Here is a 17,505-nt window from a genome sequence, read left to right as displayed (position 1 = left end):
GTACGGTGTTCGGTGTTCGGTGTTCGGTGTTCGGTGTTCGGTGTTCGGTGTTCGGTGTTCGGTGTTCGGTGTTCGGTGTTCGGTGTTCGGTGTTCGGTGTTCGGTGTTGCGAGCTTTTTATTGTATCCGACTCCGTGTGAGAGGACGACCAACTTCCCTTGGAAGCCCGATAGTTCACCGCCGAAGCTGGCCGACAGGGCGAGGTCGACGGGGGTCTGCTTGGCCTGCTCCCACGGAAGTACCGGAACCCCGAGGGAGCTCAGCAGCTCGGCGACTCCTGCGCTGAAGGGGGACGATCCCGTGCAGGAGGCCAGTAACTGGATCCTGAGGTCGTCGCGGAACAGTGGAACGACGTCCAGGAGCCGGGTCGCGGAGGTCACGTTGTGGACGACGAGGAGAACGCGGCGGCAGCCACCGCGGGTGGTCCACCTCGAAGCGTCCTCGCCCACCGGAACCCGGATCCAGTCGGTCACCAGCCCTGCCAACCCGCCGCTCCTTCGATGCTCGCCGCCTCCCCCGCGCGAGGCCCGTCCATTGTTCCACGGCGTGGATGTCGAGGATCGGCCTCGGTCGGGGTCCGGTCGGTTCGGCCGGGCCCGACGCGCGGTCAGGGGCGCCGCTCGGCGGCGGGTTGGTGGGGTGGGGGGTGGTTACGGCTGGTCGAGCCGGATGGCTGCGGCCGGGCAGACCGCGGCGGCGTCCTGGACGGCCTGGTGGAGGTCGGCGGGGGGTGCGGCGTCGAGGAGGACGACGATGCCGTCCTCGTCGCGCTGGTCGAAGACCTCGGGGGCGGCGAGTACGCAGTGGCCGGCGCCGCAGCACTTTTCCTGGTCGATGTGGATGAGCATGGCTTTCCCTTCGGAGGATCGGTTCGGACGCGGGGGGCCGTTACCAGGCGAGGGGGAGCTCGTGGACGCCGTAGATGAGCATGTCGCCCCGGAAGCGGATCTCCTCGAACGGTACGGCCAGGCGCAGTTCGGGCAGTCGCTGCAGGATGGTGTTCAGCGCGATCTGCAGTTCCAGCCGGGCCAGGGGCTGTCCGAGGCACTGGTGGACGCCGAAGCCGAAGGCCAGGTGGAGGCGCGCGTCGCGGGAGAGGTCGAGTTCGTCGCCGTCGGGGAACTTCTGCTCGTCCCGGTTCGCGGTGCTGATCATGCAGATCACGCCCTCGCCCGCCCGGATCCGGACGTCGCCGATGGTGACGTCCTCGGTGGCGACCCGGGTCAGGCCGGAGTGCACGATGGTGAGGTAGCGCAGCAGTTCCTCGACGGCGCCGGCGACCGACTCCGGGTGCTCGCGCAGGTGGGCGAGCTGGGTGGGGTTCTGCAGCAGGGCCAGGATGGAGAGTGCGGTCATGTTCGCCGTGGTCTCGTGTCCGGCGACGAGCAGCAGCCGGCCCATGGCGCCGATCTCCTCGGTGCTCAGCTCGCCGCGGGCGACCAGGCGGCTGAGGATGCCGTCGTCGGGCTCGGTGCGCTTGGAGTCGGTGAGCTTGACCAGGTAGTCGGCCAGGTTCTTCTGGGCGATCTGCACCTCTTCGACCGAGGAGTCGCGGCGCAGCAGGACCCGGCTGCACTCCTGGAAGAAGTCGTGGTCCTGGTAGGGGACGCCGAGCAGCAGGCAGATGACCAGGGACGGCAGCGGCAGCGCGAACTCGTGGACCAGGTCGCCGGAGTTGCGGCCGGCGGTCAGCTCGTCGAGCAGGTCGTCGGCGATGCGCTGGACCTCGGGGCGCAGTGCCTCGACCTTCTTGATCATGAATTCGCTGGTGAGCATCCGGCGCAGCTGGGCGTGCTCCGGGTCGTCCATCCGGATGAAGGTCCGCTGGCCGGTGCTCAGCTGTCGGGCGCCGGCGCTGATGAACGGGAAGCCGGGTCGGGCGGCGTCCGAGCTGAAGCGGGCGTCGCTGAGGACGGCCTTGATGTCGTCGTGGCGGGTGACCAGCCAGCTGGGGGCGCCGTCCCAGAGGGCGATCCGGCTGATCGGTTCGTCCTGCTGGGCCTGCTGGTAGGCCGGCGGCGGGTCGAACGGGCAGCCGCCACGGGCGGCGGGGTGGGTGAACTGGGGGTGGTGAGCGGCGGTGGCCATCATGGGCTCCCTTCACGGAGCGGATTTGCCGGTGGCGCCGAGCGGATGGGCCTGCGGTGCCGTGGGGTAGCGCCCGGGACCATTGCATGCCCTAAGCAACTAACTCACCGTCACGCTAACTCGCGGTCAGTGGTGGCGAAAGGGTCCATCCGGTGGCGAACGAATCTGTCCGGAAACCGGTCAGTGGTCGAGAGGGGAGCCACTCCTCGAACGGGGTCGCTACAGTTCCCCCATGCCGGACGCAACAGACAATCCGACCGCCACCTCCGAACTGGAGGAGGTGCTGGCCTCGCTGGCCTACCTGCTGACCCGCTCGCAGGAGCACGAGCGCCAGACGGCGCGGGCCGGCATCACGGCGGCGCGCTCGGACGTCTACCTGCTGCGCGCGCTCGCCGAGGCCGAGGAGGTCAGCCGGGTGGGCGACCTGGCCGCCCGGTTGATGGTCAAGCCCTCCCACGTCACCCGGCAGATCGACCGGCTGCAGACCCAGCAACTGGTGGAACGCACCCCGGACGCGCTGGACCGCCGGGCCCGCCAGGTGGCGCTCACGGCCGAGGGGCGGGCGATGCTCAACCGTCTGAAACAGGCCAACATCGCCGGTCTGGCCAATGCGCTGGACGGCATTCCGGCACCGGACGTCGCCGCCACGGTCAGCGTGCTGCGCCACTTGGTGGACCGGTACGTGCGGCAGGTCCGGATCAAGATGCTGTCCGAGGACGCCACGCCGGCGGACCGGGCGGTCGGGGGCGTCGGGGGCGTCGACTCGGGCTCGTCCCACTGCCCCTGACGCGAGGGCCCGGCAAGGGAGGGGGCGCCGGAGCGGGCGCCCCCTCCGAGGTCAGGACCGTGTGGCGATCAGGACCGTACGGCGATCAGGACCGTGCGGCGATCAGGGCGGCCAGCCCGTCCAGCCCGCGGTCGACGGTGTCCGGGTCGACCTGGCTGACGGAGAGCCGCAGTTGCCGCTCCCCGCCCGCGCCCGGGTAGAAGTGCGACATCGGGGTCCAGATCACCCCGTACTCCGAGGCCGAGAGTTCGAGCAGTGCGTCGTCCACCGCGAACGGCACCGTGACCACCAGGAAGAACCCGCCGCGCGGCTCGTTCCAGCTCACCCCGCTGCCGGGCGGGAATCGCCGGGCCAGGCCCGCCAGGACGAGCGCGAGGTTGCGCCGGTAGAGCGCGGCGACCTCGGTGTTGGCGGCCCGCAGGCTGTAGCCGTGTTCGAGCAGTGCCCCGCCGATCACGGCCTGGGCGATCGGTGAGGTGTTCACCGTGGTCATGCTCTTGATCATGCCGAGCAGGTCGGCCAGCAGGTCGGTGCCGCCCGCGCCGTCGGCCACCGGCTGGTCCGCCACCACGTACCCGACCCGGGCGCCCGGGAGGGCCGTCTTGGCGAAGGAGCCGAGGTGGACGACCCGCCGTTCGGTGTCCAGGGCCTTGAGCGAGGGCAGCCGCTCCTCGCCGGCGAAGACGCAGTACGGGTTGTCCTCCAGCAGGAGGAAGTCCTCCTCGGCGGACAGGGCGAGCAGCTCCCGCCGCAGCTCCAGCGGCAGGCTGGCCCCGCTCGGGTTGGCGACGTCCGGTACCAGGTAGAGGGCGCGCGGGCGCAGCCCCTCGGCCCGGGCGGCGGCCAGTTGGCGGCGCAGGTCGGCGAGGTCCACGCCGTCCGGGCCGTCGGCCACCGGCCGTACCGGGAGGTCGGCGAGCAGCGCCGCGCCGGTCAGCCCCACGTACGTGGGCGAGACGGCGAGCACCACGTCCTCGGGGCCGCGGCGCAGTGCCCGCAGCACCAGGAACATCGCCTCCTGGCAGCCCACCGTCACCACGATCGACTCGGCGGGCACCTCGATGCCCTCGTCCACCGCGAGGTGGGTGGCGATCAGCTCGTGGATGATCCCCTTGGTCCGCCCGTACTGGAGCACCTGCCGCCGGGCCGCCTCCTCGGAGAGCCCGCGCTCGGCGCGCAGGTGGGCGACGTAGCGGTCCAGGTGGCGGTGGACGGCGTCGAGTTCGAAGAACTGCTCCGCCGGGCGGCCCGCGGCGAAGGAGACCGCCTCCGGGTAGCGGATGGAGATCTCGTTGAGCAGGTTCATCGAGGTCATCGCCGGGTCGGCGAGGGAGGGGTGCAGGTCGGCCCGCAGCAGGCCGCGGGGTGGGGCGGTGGTGGTCACGGGGCACTCCAGGTGGGGCAGGGCATGGGGGTGGTGCGCAGCGCGGCGGCCGCGCTCAGGTCGGCGCAGCCCGCGAGGCCGAGCGCGTGCCGCAGCTCCGCGGCCAGCAGGTCGAGCACGTGGGCGCAGCCGGCCTCGCCCCGGGCCGCCAGGCCCCAGATCATCGGGCGTCCGAGCAGCACCCCGGACGCCCCGAGGGCCAGGGCGGTGAGCACGTCCGAGCCGCCGCGTACCCCGCTGTCCAGCAGCACCTGGCAGTCGCGGCCGGCCAGCGCCTCGGCGACGGCGGGCAGCGCGGTGATCGAGGGGACGGCCCGGTCGAGCTGGCGGCCGCCGTGGTTGGACACCACCACGGCCTCGGCGCCGAGTTCGGCGGCCCGCACCGCGTCCGCCGGGTCGAGCACCCCCTTGACCATCAGCGGCAGGCTGGTGTGCTCGCGCAGCCAGGCGAGATCCGCCCAGGTGACGGCGGGGGAGAGCAGCTCGGCGGTGTGCGCGGCCACGGCCGAGACGGCGGTGGTGGCCTGGTGGGCCCGCCCGGCGGCGCCGTCTTCGAGCAGGACCGCGCGGACGTCCGCGGGCAGCGCGAAGGCGTTCTTGGCGTCGCGCAGGCGGCGGCCCATGAACGGCACGTCGGCGGTGACGACCAGGCACTCGCTGCCCGCCGCCTCGGCCGCCGCGACCAGGTCGAGCAGCCGCCCCCGGTCGCGCAGCCAGTACAGCTGGAACCAGAGCGTGGCTCCCGTCGCGGCCAGGTCCTCGAAGCCGACGCTGCTGAGCGTGCCGACGGTGAACGGCACCCCCGCCGCGGCCGCCGCCCGGGCCGAGGCCAGCTCGCCCTCGGGGTGGAACAGCCGGTGGTACGCGACGGGCGCCACCGCCACCGGCAGGCTCGCGCGGCTGCGCACCAGGGTGGCGGCGGTGTCGCAGGCGGAGACGTCGGCCAGCACCCGGGGCACCAGGGCCAGTTGGTCGAAGGCCGCCCGGTTGCCGGCGAGGGTGCGCTCGCGCTCCGCGCCGCCCTCCAGCCAGTCCCAGACCTCGGGCGCGAGCGCGGCCCGGGCCGGCTCCGCGTACTCGGCGACGGAGAGCGGCTGGGTGGAGGGTGGCTGGGAGGGGAGCGGCTGGGTGGAGGGCGACGGGGCGGGGGGCGACGGGGCGGGGGAGGGCTGGTGCCCGGTCAGGGCCGGCGCGTTCATCCGGCCACTTCGCTGGCGCTGCGCTGGAGTTCGACGGCCTCGTAGAGGGCGCGGACGTTGTTGCTGCCGAAGGTGCGGGCCCGGATGCGCTCGATCACCTCGAAGAAGAAGGTGCCGCGCGGGTGCTGGGAGCGGGTGAAGATCTGGAACAGCTGGCCGTCGTGGTCCTGGTCGACCAGCAGGTGCAGGGCGCGCAGCTGGTCGAGGGAGTGCCGCAGCGGCGTCAGGCGGGCGGGCAGCGCGTCGAAGTACGCGCCCGGGGTGCGCAGGAACGGCACGCCGCGCTCCGCCATCGCGGAGACGGAGTGCACGGCGTCGGCGGAGGAGAAGGCCACGTGCTGCACCCCGGCGCCGCCGTGGTCGGCGAGGAAGGAGGCGATCTGGCCGCCCGCGTCCGGGCTGAGCGGCTCGATCAGGGTGAGCGTGACGCTGTGGTCGGTGCTCTGCACGACCGCCGAGTCCATGCCGAGCGCGCCGACCTCGATCCGCTCCTCGAAGATCATCCGGAAGCCGAAGACCTCGCAGTACCGGCGGACGGTCTCGCGCAGCTCACCGGAGGGGACGCAGACCGCGAAGTGGTCGACGGAGCGCAGCCCCGTCGTACCGGCACCGGTCACGGGGGCGGCGTCCGGCAGGCCGGGGATCCGGTCGGCGGGGGCCTCGGGGCCGCGTTCGATCAGGGTGTGCACCACGTCGCCGAAGGCGCCGACCACCGCCGTGACGCAGCCGTGCGCGGCCTGCGGCGGGCGCAGCCCGTCGGCGCCCCGGCCGGTCAGTGTCCGGTAGGCGTCGGCGGCGTCCGGCACCCGCAGGGCCAGTGCGCCCACGCCGTCGCCGTGCCGGGCCAGGTAGTCGGTGGCCGGGTGGCCGCCGGCCAGCGGCTGGGTGAGCAGCAGCCGGACGGTGCCCTGCCCGACCAGCGCCGAGAGGCAGCGCTCGGCGGCCTCGCCGCGCTCGGTGGGCGGGACGAGCAGCTCGAAGCCGTACTCGGTGGTCAGCCGGGCGGTCTCGGCGGTGAGGTCGGACAGGTAGAACTCGACGTGGTCCAGTTCGACGGGGAGCGGGGCGGCGGTGGGTGAGGAGCGGTCGGTCATCTGAGGAGCTTTCTGGTGAGGAGGAGAGGAGGTGTCGGGGGTGATCGGGCGATCAGGTGCGCTGGAGGTCCGGGGCGCTCCCGGGCTCGGTGGGGCTCGCGGAGTCGGCCGGGGGCTCGGTGGAGCTCTCGGGCTCTTCGGGGGCCTCGGTCCCGGCGGGGGCCTCGGGCTCGGTCGGGGCCTCGGGCTTGCCGAGCAGGTGGGCGGCCGCGAGCAGGGCGCCGAGCACCATCACGGCCAGCACGACCCGGAAGTCCAGGGCGGCCACCAGCCCGGAGCCGACGCCGACCGCGAGGGCCTGCGGGGCGGTGAGCGAGAGGTTGACGGCCGCCTGGGCGCGGCCCATCAGCTGGGGCGGCGTGGCCGCCTGGGCGGCCGTGGCGAGGCCGACCATGGCGGCCGGGATGCCCGCCCCGGCGATCACCAGGCCGGCCGCCACCACGGGGAGGGACGGCGCGAGCAGCAGGACCGTGCCGAGGCCGAACACCACCGACCCCGCCATGACCGTCCGGCGCGGCCCGAGCCGGCCGATCAGCAGACCGCCGACCACCGAGCCGCCCAGCGCCCCGACCGCCTCGATCGTCTCCAGCACGCCGAGGAACTGCGGCGGGCGGTGCAGCCCGTGCTGGGTCAGTGCGAACAGCACCGGCTGGAGCAGGCTCAGCACGAAGCCCGTGACGGCGGTGGCCGCCACCAGCGGGCGCAGCCCGGTCGCGCCGCGCAGGTGGGCGAAGCCCGCCAGTACCTCGGTGCGCCACCGGCGGCCCGAGGGCTCCGGCCTGGGCTCGTCCGCCCGCAGGCCGAGGAAGGCCAGGGCCGCCAGCAGCAGCACGCCGAGGTCGGTCAGGGCCACGGCGCGCCCGCCCAGCCAGCTGTAGAGGCCCGAGCCGAGCAGCGGCGCGACGAGCGTGGTGCCGGCCCGGGCGCTCTGGGTGAACCCGGCTGCTGCGCCGAAGTCCTGACGGTCCGTCAGGATCGTGCGCAGCAGGGCGCTCTGCGCCGGGGCCAGCACGGCCCCGGCGAGACCGCAGAGCGAGGCGGTGCAGTAGATGATCCAGACCCGGTCCGGACCGTCGACGAGCAGCAGGGGCGTCAACCCCACCGCCACCACCAGGTTGACCCCGACCAGCAGCGGTCTGCGCCGGACCCGGTCGGCGAGCAGGCCGCCCAGCGGCAGGAGCAGCAGCGGCGCGGCGAAGCAGAACAGCACCAGCCCGGCGGCGGAGTTGCTGCCGGTCAGCACCTTGGCCCAGATGCCGAGGGCGATGGAGAGGGCGCTGTCGCCGAGGACGGACAGGGTCTGCCCGGCGAGGTAGCGCCGGAACTCCGGGCGGGCCAACAGCGGGTGCATCGCGGTTCCTTCGCTGCGCCGACGGCGCTTCGGGGTGCTGGACGTGCTGGACGTGCTGTGTGTGCCGTGTGTGCCGAGTTGCTGGGCTGCTCGGCGCGTGGGGCGCGGACGGTGCGCCCTCACGCGCCGTGCGCGGGGACGTGCGGGATGTGCGGGACGTGCGGGGAGGTGCAGGGATGCGCGGGGATCCGCGGACGCGGGGTGCGGTCAGGGAGCGGCGGGCGCGGTGGCGCCGAAGCCCTCGATCACCGCGTCGTTGGCGTCCTTCTCGCCGACGGCGATCCGGATGCCCTGCCCGGCGTAGTAGCGGACGGCCACCCCCCGGCGCTCCAGCTCCGTCCGCAGGGGGAGCTGGTCACCCGGTGCGACGACCCAGAGGAAGTTGGTCAGGCTGGGCGCCACCGTCCAGCCCAGCCCCAGCAGTTCGGCCCGCAGGCGCTCCCGCTCGGCGGCGATCTCGGCGATCCGCCGGTCCACCTCGTCCTGGGCCGAGACGGCGGCCAGCAGGCCCGCCTCCTGGAGCCGGTTCACCGCGTACGGGACCTGGTGGTCCCGCACCCGCTGGGCCACGGACTCCTCCGCGAGCGCGTAGCCGATCCGCAGGGCGGCGATGCCGTGCGACTTGGAGAGGGTGCGCAGCACCACCAGGTTCGGCCACTCGGCGATCCGGTCCGGGACGGCCGGGGCCGCCCAGTCCCGGGCGAAGTCGACGTACGCCTCGTCCAGCAGGATCAGCGCCGTGGCCGGGACCAGGCGGAAGAAGTCCGTCAGCTCCGCCCAGGAGTAGACCGTGCCGGTCGGGTTGTGCGGGTTGCACAGCACGACGATCCGGGTGCGCTCGTCCAGCCGCTCGGCCATCGCGGCCAGGTCGTGCCGGGCGTCGGGACCGAGCGGGACGGCCCGGGCCTCGGCCCGGGCGATCTCGCAGAACAGCGGGTACGCGTCGAAGCAGGGCGCCGAGTGCACCACGTTGTCGCCGGGCTCGACGACGGCGTGGAAGAGGTCCAGCGCCACGCCCGCCGAGCCGTGGCCGACCACGACCTGGCCGGCCGGGACGCCCTGCCAGTCGGCGATGATCCCCTCGATCCGCTGCGGGCGGAAGTCCGGGTACCGGTGCAGGTCGCCGGCGGCCGCGGCCAGGGCGGCCACGACGGACGGCAGCGGCGGGCCCGGGTGCTCGTTCTGCGCCAGCAGGTGTCTGGCGGCGGGGGCGGCGGCCATCAGTCGGCCTGGAGGACGTAGAGCCAGGAGTGCGGGGTGGCCAGCGCCTCGACGCGGTCGATCCGCAGCCCGGCGTCGGTGAACAGCTCCTCGTACGTCTCCTTGGTGTGCAGCGGCACGCCCATCATCGCGTGCGCCAGCTCGAAGCCGACCGAGAAGACCGGCAGGGCGCTCTGGGACTCGCCCGGGCCGCGCAGCATGGTGTCGCCGAGCACGAAGGTGCGGGCCTTCGGGAAGGCCTCCCGCATCCGGGTGAAGATCGAGGAGCGGGTGGCCGGGTCGGCCAGCAGGTCGTGCAGCAGGAAGAAGCTCATCACGGTGTCGACCTCGGCCACCTCGGCGGCCTCGGCGTCGTTGTCGATCTGGGTGCCGAGCAGGCCCAGGACGTCGGCCCGGACGGCGGTGACGCGGTCCTGCATCCCGGCCGTGACGATGTCGCGGCGGGCGATGTCGGTGGCCGGGCGGCTGATGTCGATGCCCAGGCCCCGGGTGCCCTCGCGCTGCCCGACCACCCGGCGCACCCGGGCGGAGGTGCCGCTGCCCAGGTCGGCGATGGTGCGGAAGTCGATGCCGGAGAGCACGTCGGTCAGCTGCGCGGCGAACAGCGACTGGTCGCACTGGGCGGAGCCGAGGGCGACCATCGCCTCGTCGCGCAGGACGTCCTCGCTGTAGCGGTGCGTCCCCGCGCTCAGGTGCCCGGCGCGGCCGAACACGTCGTGGTACCCGCCGACGGCCCAGGTGAAGTAGCCGCGTGCGGCGGCGACTTCGAGACCCACCTCGGTGGGCACGTAGGCGGCGCCGTCGGCCTTGACGTAGCCGCAGTCGGCGGCGGCGCGCAGGACGGCCTCGGTCCGGGCGGTGTCGCCGCCCTGGGCGGTGGCCTCGACGGCGGAGAGCGGCTCGCCGCGCCCGAGCTTCTCCAGCACGCCGATCCGGTCCAGCGCGAAGATCACGTTGGCGGCGATGAAGCCGTTGTAGGCGTCGGTCGACGTGATCGGCGACGGGGTGACGCCGCGCCAGGTGTCGGGGATGGCGGCAGTGGTCATGGTGGTGTCCGTTTCTCGGTGGGCGGGCCGGGCGCGGCCCGCGCGGTGGGTGCAGGTCGGTGGCCTGCGGTCGGAAGGGATGCGAAAGTCGGCGGGTCGGGAGGCCGGTCGGGAGGCCGGTCAGAGGCCGGTCGGTCAGGAGGCCGGTCGGGCGGTCAGACGGGCGGCGAGCACCGGGCCGATGACGGCGAGCGCCTCGGGGCCCGTCATGGCGCCGTGGGTGCTCGGCACCTCGTGGACGTCGATCCGGCCGCCCACGTGGGGGCGCCAGCCGTCCGGGTCGGGGGCGTCGGCCGGGCGGTCCTTGGCGGCGGTGAAGACCACCGCGTCGCCGTCGTAGCCGGGCAGCGGGAGCGCGTGCGCCAGCTCGGCGTTGGTCTGGAAGACCGCGACCACCCGGGCCACCGCGGCGCCGCTGAGGCCCGCGAGCGGGCCCTCGCCGTGCCGGACCAGCTCGGCGTAGCCGTCCTCGTCCTCGGGCCAGGCGCCGATCTCCCCGGCCGGGTGGCCGAGCGAGTCGAGGATCACCGCCAGCTGCGCCGGGTCGTCCCGCCACTGCTCGGGCCCGGCCTCGCCGGCGCCCGGGTAGGCGTCCAGCAGGGCCAGCAGCCGCACCTCCTCGCCCTGGTCGCGCAGCAGCGCGGCGATCGCGTGGGCGACGGCCCCGCCGAAGGACCAGCCGAGCAGGGCGTACGGGCCCTCGGGGCGGACGGCGCGGATCTGCGCGAGGTAGTCGCGCGCCAACTCCGCGACGGAGGAAGGGCGGTGGCTCGGATCGGCCAGGCCCGGGGCCTGGAGGCCGTAGATCGGCTGCTCGGCGTCGAGGTGGCGCAGCAGCCCCGTGTACACCCAGCTGATGCCCGCGGCCGGGTGGACGCAGAACAGCGGCGGGCGCGAGCCCCGGGTGCGGATCGGCAGCAGGACGGGGAAGCTCTCGGCGCCCGGCCCCCGGGCGAGCCGCTCGGCGAGCCCGGCGACGGTCGGCGCCTCGAACACGGTGCGGACCCCGATCCCCTCGCCCGCGCCGACCAGCTCCCGCAGCCCTGCGACCAGCCGGGCGGCCAGCAGCGAGTGCCCGCCCAGCTCGAAGAAGTTGTCGTCCACGCCGACCCGTTCGAGTCCGAGCACGTCGGCGAACAGCCCGCAGAGCACCTCCTCCTGCGGCGTGCCGGGCGCCCGCCCGGCGCCGGGCCAGGCGGCGGTGTCGGGGGCGGGGAGGGCGCGGCGGTCGACCTTGCCGTTGGCGGTGAGGGGGAGGGCGTCCAGGGCCACGACGGCGGAGGGCACCATGTAGTCGGGCAGGGTCGCGCCGACGTGGGCCCGCAGGAGGGCCTGGTCGACCGTCTGCCCGGGCCGGGCCACGGCGTAGCCGACCAGGCGCCGGTCGCCGGGGCGGTCCTCGCGGACCAGGACGAAGGCCTGGGCGAGGGAGGGGTGCCGGACGAGGGCGGCCTCGATCTCGCCGGGTTCGATGCGGAACCCGCGGACCTTGACCTGGTGGTCGGTGCGGCCGAGGTACTCCAGGGAGCCGTCGGCCCGGCGGCGGGCGAGGTCACCGGTGCGGTACATCCGGCTGCCGGGGGCGTCGTACGGGTTGGCGACGAAGCGCTCGGCGGTCAGGCCGGGCCGGTTGAGGTAGCCCCTGGCCAGGCCGGCGCCCGCGAGGTAGAGCTCGCCGACGACCCCGGCGGGGACGGGCCGCAGGGCGGCGTCGAGGACGTGCAGCCGGGTGTTCAGGATGGGCCGGCCCAGCGGCGGTGCGATCCGGCCGGACAGCGGGGTGGTCATGCTGGCGCAGACGGTGGACTCCGTCGGCCCGTAGGCGTTGACCATCCGCAGGCGGGCGGACCAGTGCTCGACGAGGTCGGGCGGGCAGGCCTCCCCGGCGACGGCCAGGGTCTCGACGTGCGCGAGCGCGTCGGGGGGCAGGACGGCCAGGGCGGTCGGCGGCAGGGTGACGTGGGTGACGCCCTGCTCGGCGATCAGTTCGGCCAGGGCCGGGCCGGGCAGCAGTTGGTCGGCGGTGCCGAGGACGGCGCGGGCACCGGTGAGCAGGGCCATGCTGAGCTCGGCGACGGCGGCGTCGAAGGAGGGGGAGGCGAACAGCAGGACGCGGCTGTCGGGGGTGGGCGCGAGACTCTCGCGCTGGCTCTCGATCAGGGAGGCGAGGCCGGTGTGGGGGACGACGACGCCCTTGGGGCGGCCGGTGGAGCCGGAGGTGTAGATGACGTACGCGGCGGCGTCGGGGGCGGTGCCGGGTTCGGTGCCGATCTCGGTGGCGGTTTCGGCGTCGGTGAGGTTGTGCGCCGGGTGGCCGGAGGTGTCGAGGTCCTCGACCAGCAGGCGCGGGACGGCGCTGTCGGCCGGCAGGCCGGCGGCCACCGTACCGGTGGTGAGGACCAGGACGGGCGCGGCGTCGGCGAGCATGTAGGCGATGCGGTCGGCCGGGTAGCGCGGGTCGAGCGGGAGGAAGGCCGCGCCGGCCTTGAGGACGGCGAGCTGGGCGACGATGAGCTCGGTCGAGCGGTCCAGGGCGATCGCGACGAACCGCTCGGGGCCCGCGCCGTGTGCGGTGAGCAGCCGGGCGAGGCGGTTGGCGCGTCCGTTCAGCTCGGCGTAGGTGAGCTGCTCGGCGCCGAAGGCGAGGGCGACGGCGTCGGGGCGGGCGGCGGCCTGGGCCTGGAAGAGCGCCGGGAAGGTGGCGGGGGCGACGGGGTGGTCGGTGTCGTTCCAGGCCGTGATCAGCTGCCGGCGCTCCTCCGGCGCCAGGATCTCCACCTGGCCCACCCGCTGGTCCGGGTCGGCCAGCACCGCGCGCAGGGCGCGCTCGAACCGCGCGGCCGTCGCCGCCGCCGTGGCCCGGTCGAACAGGTCGACGGCGTACTCGACCGACAGCTCCAGCCCGGCGGGGGCGCCGTCGCGGTCGAAGGTCTCGCCGAAGGCGAAGGTCAGGTCGAACTTGGCGAGGTCCGAATCCAGTGCCTCGACCCGGCCCGGCAGGCCGCCGAGGCGGATCTGTCCGGCGTCGCCGCCCGAGGTCAGCATCACCTGGCAGAGCGGGTGCCGGGCCGTCGAGCGCGCCGGGTTGAGCAGCTCGACCAGGCGCTCGAAGGGCACGTCCTGGTGCCCGAAGGCGTCCAGGGTGCCGATCCGGACGCGCTCCAGCAGCTCCAGGAAGCTCGGGTCGCCGGAGGTGTCGGTGCGCAGTACCAGGGTGTTGACGAAGAAGCCGACCAGGTCGTCGAGGGCTTCGTCGGTGCGCCCGGCGACGACGGTGCCGATCGGCAGGTCGGTGCCCGCGCCCAGGCGGCCCAGCGTGGTGGCGAGTGCCGCCTGCATCACCATGAACACGCTGGCCCGGCTCTGCTGCGCCAACTCGACCAGGGCGCCGTGGAGTTCGCTGTCCAGATGCAGTTCCACCGCTGCGCCCCGGCGGGTCGGTGCGGTCGGGCGGGGGCGGTCGTAGGGGAGCGCAAGCTCTTCGGGGAGGCCGGACAGCGTCTGCTGCCAGTGGGCGAGTTGTTCGGTGAGCAGGGTGGTGGGCTGCTGGGGGGTGCCGAGGAGTTCGTGCTGCCAGAGGGCGTAGTCGGCGTACTGCACGGGGAGTGGCTGCCACTGCGGTGCGGTGTTGGCGAGGCGGGCGTCGTAGGCGGTGGAGAGGTCGCGCAGGAGGGGGGCGACGGACCAGCCGTCGGTGGCGATGTGGTGCATCAGGACGAGCAGGACGTGTTCGTCGTGCGGGAGGGAGAGCAGCGTCGCGCGGACGGGCAGGTCGTGGGCGAGGTCGAAGACCGCCCCGCCGGCCTCGGCCAGGGCGGACTGGAGCTCGGTCTCGGTGGCCACCGACACGGTGTGCAGCGGGAGTTCGGGGCGCTCGACGATCAGCTGGTGCGGCTGGCCGTCGGTGGCCGGGTAGACGGTGCGCAGCACCTCGTGGCGGTCGAGGACGTCCGTCAGCGCCGCCTGGAGGGCGGGGGCGTCGACCCGGCCGGTCAGGCGCACCGAGCACGGGGTGTTGTAGAGCGCGCTCGGGCCCTCGAACTGGTCGATGAACCACAGGCGTTGCTGCGCCGGGGAGAGCGGGATGCGCTCGGGCCGGTCGACGGGCCGCAGGGCCGGGCGGGCCGTGCCGGAGGCGGGCAGGACGGCGGCCAGGGCGGCGACCGTGGGAGCGTCGAACAGGGCCCGGATGGGCAGTTCGGTGCTGAGGGCGGCGCGGATGCGGCTGACCAGCTTGGTGGCGAGGAGGGAGTGGCCGCCGAGGTCGAAGAAGCGGTCGTCGATGGTGACGGTGGTGAGTCCGAGGACGTCGGCGAAGAGTGCGCAGAGGGTTTGTTCGGTGTCGTTGCGAGGGGCGCGGCCTTCGGTGGTGCCGGTGTAGTCGGGGGCGGGGAGGGCGCGGCGGTCGACTTTGCCGTTGGCGGTGACGGGGAGGGTGTCGAGGATGACGACGGCGGCGGGGAGCATGTAGCTGGGGAGGGTGTCGGTGACGGCTGCGCGCAGTTCGCCGGGAGTAGCGCTGTTGGTGGTGGTGAGGGTGGTGTAGACGACGAGGCGTTTGTCGCCGGGCTGGTCTTCGCGGACGTGGGCGAGGGCTTGGCCGACGGCGGGGTGGGCGGTGAACGCGGTTTCGACTTCGCCGAGTTCGATGCGGAAGCCGCGGATCTTGACCTGGTCGTCGGCGCGGCCGAGGAATTCCAGGACGCCGTCGGTGGTCCAGCGGGCGAGGTCGCCGGTGCGGTACATCCGCTCACCGGAAATGAACGGGCAGGCGACGAAGCGTTCGGCGGTGAGGGAGGGGCGGCCGGTGTAGCCGCGGGCGAGTCCGGCGCCGGCGATGTACAGCTCGCCTGCCACGCCGGCGGGTACGGGCTGCAGCGCGGTGTCGAGCACGTACGTCCGGGTGTTGGCCAGCGGGCGGCCGATCGGCACCACGTTCGGGACCGCCGAGGAGGGGGTCATGGTGAAGGTGGTCTTGATGGCCGTCGTCTCGGTGGGCGCGTAGACCGCGACGACGGAGGTGTCCGGGCACGCCTGGAACAGCCGGCGGACGGCCTCGGGCGGGACGACGTCGCCGCCGGTCCACACCTGCCGGACGGCCCGGAAGGCCTCCGGCGTCTCCTCGGCCATCAGTCGCAGCAGGCCCGAGGGCGCCTGGACCAGGGTCACCCGGTGGGTGGTGATGGTCTCGGCGAGGCGCCGGATGTCCAGCTCGCCGGGCTCGGCCAGCACGATCGCCCCGCCGGTGACGAGCGGTGCCCAGATCTCGGTGGTGGAGGCGTCGAAGGCGGTGGGCGAGTGCAGCAGGACGCGCTCGTGGTGGCCCGTGCGGAAGTGCTGGTTGCCCAGCAGGTCCACCACGTTGCGGTGGGTGACGGCGACGCCCTTGGGCAGGCCGGTCGAGCCCGAGGTGTACATCACGTAGACCAGCTGGCCGGGGTGCACGGGCACGGCCGGGTCGCCCGCCTCGGGGGCCGTGGCGAGCAGCGCGTCGGTGACCTCGACGGTGGCGAAGCCGCCGGTGGCGAGGACCGGATGCCCGTGGTGGGCCGGGTCGGTGAGCAGTAGGCCGGTGCGGGTGTCGGTGAGGATGTGCTGGAGCCGGTCCAGCGGGTAGCGGTCGTCCAGCGGGACGTACGTGCCGCCCGCCTTGGCGATCGCGAGGACGGCCGTGAGCAGCCCGGCGGAGCGCTCCATCAGCACCGCCACCGGCTGTTCGGTGGTCAGGCCGCGCGCCAGCAGCAGGGCGGCGAGGCGGTTGGCGCGGCCGTTCAGCTCGGCGTAGCTGAGCTGTTCGGCGTCGGTGATCAGGGCGGGGGCGTCGGGGGTGGCGGCGGCCTGGGCCTCGAACAGGCGGGGCAGGCTGGTGTCGGGCACCGGGGCCGTCGGTCCGTTCCAGCCGGTGAGCAGGTGCTCGCGTTCGGCCGGGTCGAGGATCTCGATGCTGCCGATCGGGGCGTCCGGGTCGGCGGCGACGGCGCGCAGGATGCGCAGCAGCCGCTCGGCGAGGGCGGTCGCGGTGGCGTGGTCGAAGAGGTCGGCCGCGTAGTCGACGGCGCCGCGGACGCCGAGGCAGTCGCCGTCCGCCGTGAGGTGCTCGACGAAGTTGAAGTTCAGGTCGAACTGGGCCTGGGCCTCGCCGGCCTCGACCGGCCGGGCCGTCACCGGGCCGAAGGCGAGATCGCCGGCCCGCTCCGTGTTCAGGGTGACGAGCGACTGGAAGAGGGGGTGGCCGGCGGTGCGGGTGGGGTTGAGGTGTTCGACCAGGCGCTCGAAGGGGATGTCCTGGTGGTCGTAGGCGTCGAGGTCGGTGCGGCGGACGCGGTCCAGCAGTTCCCGGAAGCTCGGGTTGCCGCTGGTGTCGGTGCGCAGCAGCAGGGTGTTGACGAAGAAGCCGACCAGGTCGTCGAGGGCTTCGTCGGTGCGTCCGGCGACGACGGTGCCGATCGGCAGGTCGGTGCCCGTACCGAGGCGGGTGTAGAGGGCGGCGACGGCGGCTTGCAGGGCCATGAAGAGGCTGGCGTTCTGCGTGCCGGCCAACTCGGCCAGCGCGGTGTGCAGTTCGACGTCGAGTTCCAGCTCCGCGGCGCCGCCCCGGCGGGTGGGCGCGGTCGGGCGGGGGCGGTCGTAGGGGAGCGCAAGCTCCTCGGGGAGGCCGGACAACGCCTGCTGCCAGTAGGCGAGTTGCAGGGAGACGACGCTCTCCGGGTCGTCCTCCTCGCCGAGCAGCTCGCGCTGCCAGAGGGTGTAGTCGGCGTACTGCACCGGCAGCGGCTCCCACTGCGGCTCGGTGCCGGCGAGCCGGGCCTCGTAGGCGGTGGCGAGGTCGCCGAAGAGCGGGGCGACGGACCAGCCGTCGCTGGCGATGTGGTGCGTCAGCAGCAGCAGGACGTGCTCGCCCGGCGAGGGGAGGGCGTACAGCCAGGCGCGGACGGGGAGATCGGCGGCGAGGTCGAAGACCTGCCCGGCGTCCTCGCGCAGCCGCTCGGACAGTTCGGCCTCGTCGGCCACCGGCACCCGGTGCAGCGGCGGGCGCCCCTGGTCGAGGATGTGCTGGTGGGGCTGGCCGTCGGTGGTCGGGAAGACGGTGCGCAGCACCTCGTGCCGGGCCACCACGTCCCACAGCGCGCCTTCGAGGGCGGCGGCGTCGAGCTCGCCGGTCAGCCGGAGGGCGAACGGCGTGTTGTAGAGGGCGCTCGGGCCCTCGAACTGCTCGATGAACCAGAGCCGCTGCTGGGCGAACGACAACGGGATCAAGGTCTGCCTCCGACTGGCGACTTACGGGTGCTGTGACTGCTGGGGCTGGTGTGGCTGGTGGGGTTCGGCGGTCGCGGG

The 17,505-nt window shown here is 74.0% G+C and carries 10 protein-coding genes and 1 pseudogene; 1 reads left to right on the top strand and 10 read right to left on the bottom strand.

Annotation, left to right across the window (positions count from 1 at the left end; all coding sequences use genetic code 11):
* The 3 genes and pseudogenes from ACFWPI_RS12860 to ACFWPI_RS12850 form a co-directional block, all read right to left on the bottom strand.
* Positions 1 to 485 (bottom strand): annotated as a pseudogene (locus ACFWPI_RS12860) (hypothetical protein); the annotation flags it as partial.
* Positions 486 to 650: 165 nt separating this feature from the next.
* A complete protein-coding gene (locus ACFWPI_RS12855; RefSeq protein WP_380374170.1) occupies positions 651 to 848 on the bottom strand; it encodes a ferredoxin in 198 nt (65 codons plus the stop codon).
* Positions 849 to 888: 40 nt separating this feature from the next.
* Entirely contained in the window at positions 889 to 2,088 is a 1,200-nt protein-coding gene (locus ACFWPI_RS12850; protein WP_380374167.1) for a cytochrome P450, read from the bottom strand.
* A gap of 232 nt (positions 2,089 to 2,320) precedes the next feature.
* Between ACFWPI_RS12850 and ACFWPI_RS12845 the strand changes: the two genes are divergently transcribed.
* Complete coding sequence (locus ACFWPI_RS12845) at positions 2,321 to 2,875, top strand: MarR family winged helix-turn-helix transcriptional regulator (protein WP_063349676.1); 555 nt, start codon at positions 2,321 to 2,323, stop codon at positions 2,873 to 2,875.
* An 85-nt stretch (positions 2,876 to 2,960) separates the two neighbouring features.
* Here the strand turns inward: ACFWPI_RS12845 and ACFWPI_RS12840 are convergent, their stop codons facing one another.
* The 7 genes from ACFWPI_RS12840 to ACFWPI_RS12810 all read right to left on the bottom strand — a co-directional run bounded on the left by ACFWPI_RS12840 (position 2,961) and on the right by ACFWPI_RS12810 (position 17,427).
* Positions 2,961 to 4,190, bottom strand: coding sequence for a PLP-dependent aminotransferase family protein (locus tag ACFWPI_RS12840; protein WP_380374234.1), 1,230 nt, complete (start codon positions 4,188 to 4,190; stop codon positions 2,961 to 2,963).
* Positions 4,191 to 4,255: 65 nt separating this feature from the next.
* Entirely contained in the window at positions 4,256 to 5,458 is a 1,203-nt protein-coding gene (locus ACFWPI_RS12835; RefSeq protein ID WP_380374163.1) for an alpha-hydroxy acid oxidase, read from the bottom strand.
* On the bottom strand, positions 5,455 to 6,552 hold the full coding sequence (hppD, locus tag ACFWPI_RS12830; protein ID WP_363374059.1) for a 4-hydroxyphenylpyruvate dioxygenase: 1,098 nt from the start codon (positions 6,550 to 6,552) through the stop codon (positions 5,455 to 5,457). The genes ACFWPI_RS12835 and hppD overlap by 4 nt, the downstream gene beginning before the upstream one ends.
* 52 nt (positions 6,553 to 6,604) lie before the next feature.
* On the bottom strand, positions 6,605 to 7,903 hold the full coding sequence (locus ACFWPI_RS12825; protein ID WP_380374160.1) for an MFS transporter: 1,299 nt from the start codon (positions 7,901 to 7,903) through the stop codon (positions 6,605 to 6,607).
* A gap of 207 nt (positions 7,904 to 8,110) precedes the next feature.
* A complete protein-coding gene (locus ACFWPI_RS12820) occupies positions 8,111 to 9,124 on the bottom strand; it encodes a pyridoxal phosphate-dependent aminotransferase (RefSeq protein WP_380374157.1) in 1,014 nt (337 codons plus the stop codon).
* Positions 9,124 to 10,170 carry a class I SAM-dependent methyltransferase gene (locus tag ACFWPI_RS12815; protein WP_363374052.1) on the bottom strand — a complete coding sequence of 349 codons (1,047 nt, stop codon included), beginning with the start codon at positions 10,168 to 10,170 and terminating at the stop codon, positions 9,124 to 9,126. Before ACFWPI_RS12815 ends, ACFWPI_RS12820 begins: the two co-directional genes overlap by 1 nt.
* A gap of 135 nt (positions 10,171 to 10,305) precedes the next feature.
* Positions 10,306 to 17,427 (bottom strand): amino acid adenylation domain-containing protein, encoded by a 7,122-nt coding sequence (locus ACFWPI_RS12810; protein ID WP_380374154.1) that lies wholly within the window; start codon positions 17,425 to 17,427, stop codon positions 10,306 to 10,308.
* Positions 17,428 to 17,505: the final 78 nt, after the last annotated feature.

This window comes from Kitasatospora sp. NPDC058492 (assembly GCF_042720685.1).
Taxonomy (GTDB): Bacteria; Actinomycetota; Actinomycetes; order Streptomycetales; family Streptomycetaceae; genus Kitasatospora.
This window is presented reverse-complemented; position numbering and strand designations above follow the sequence as displayed.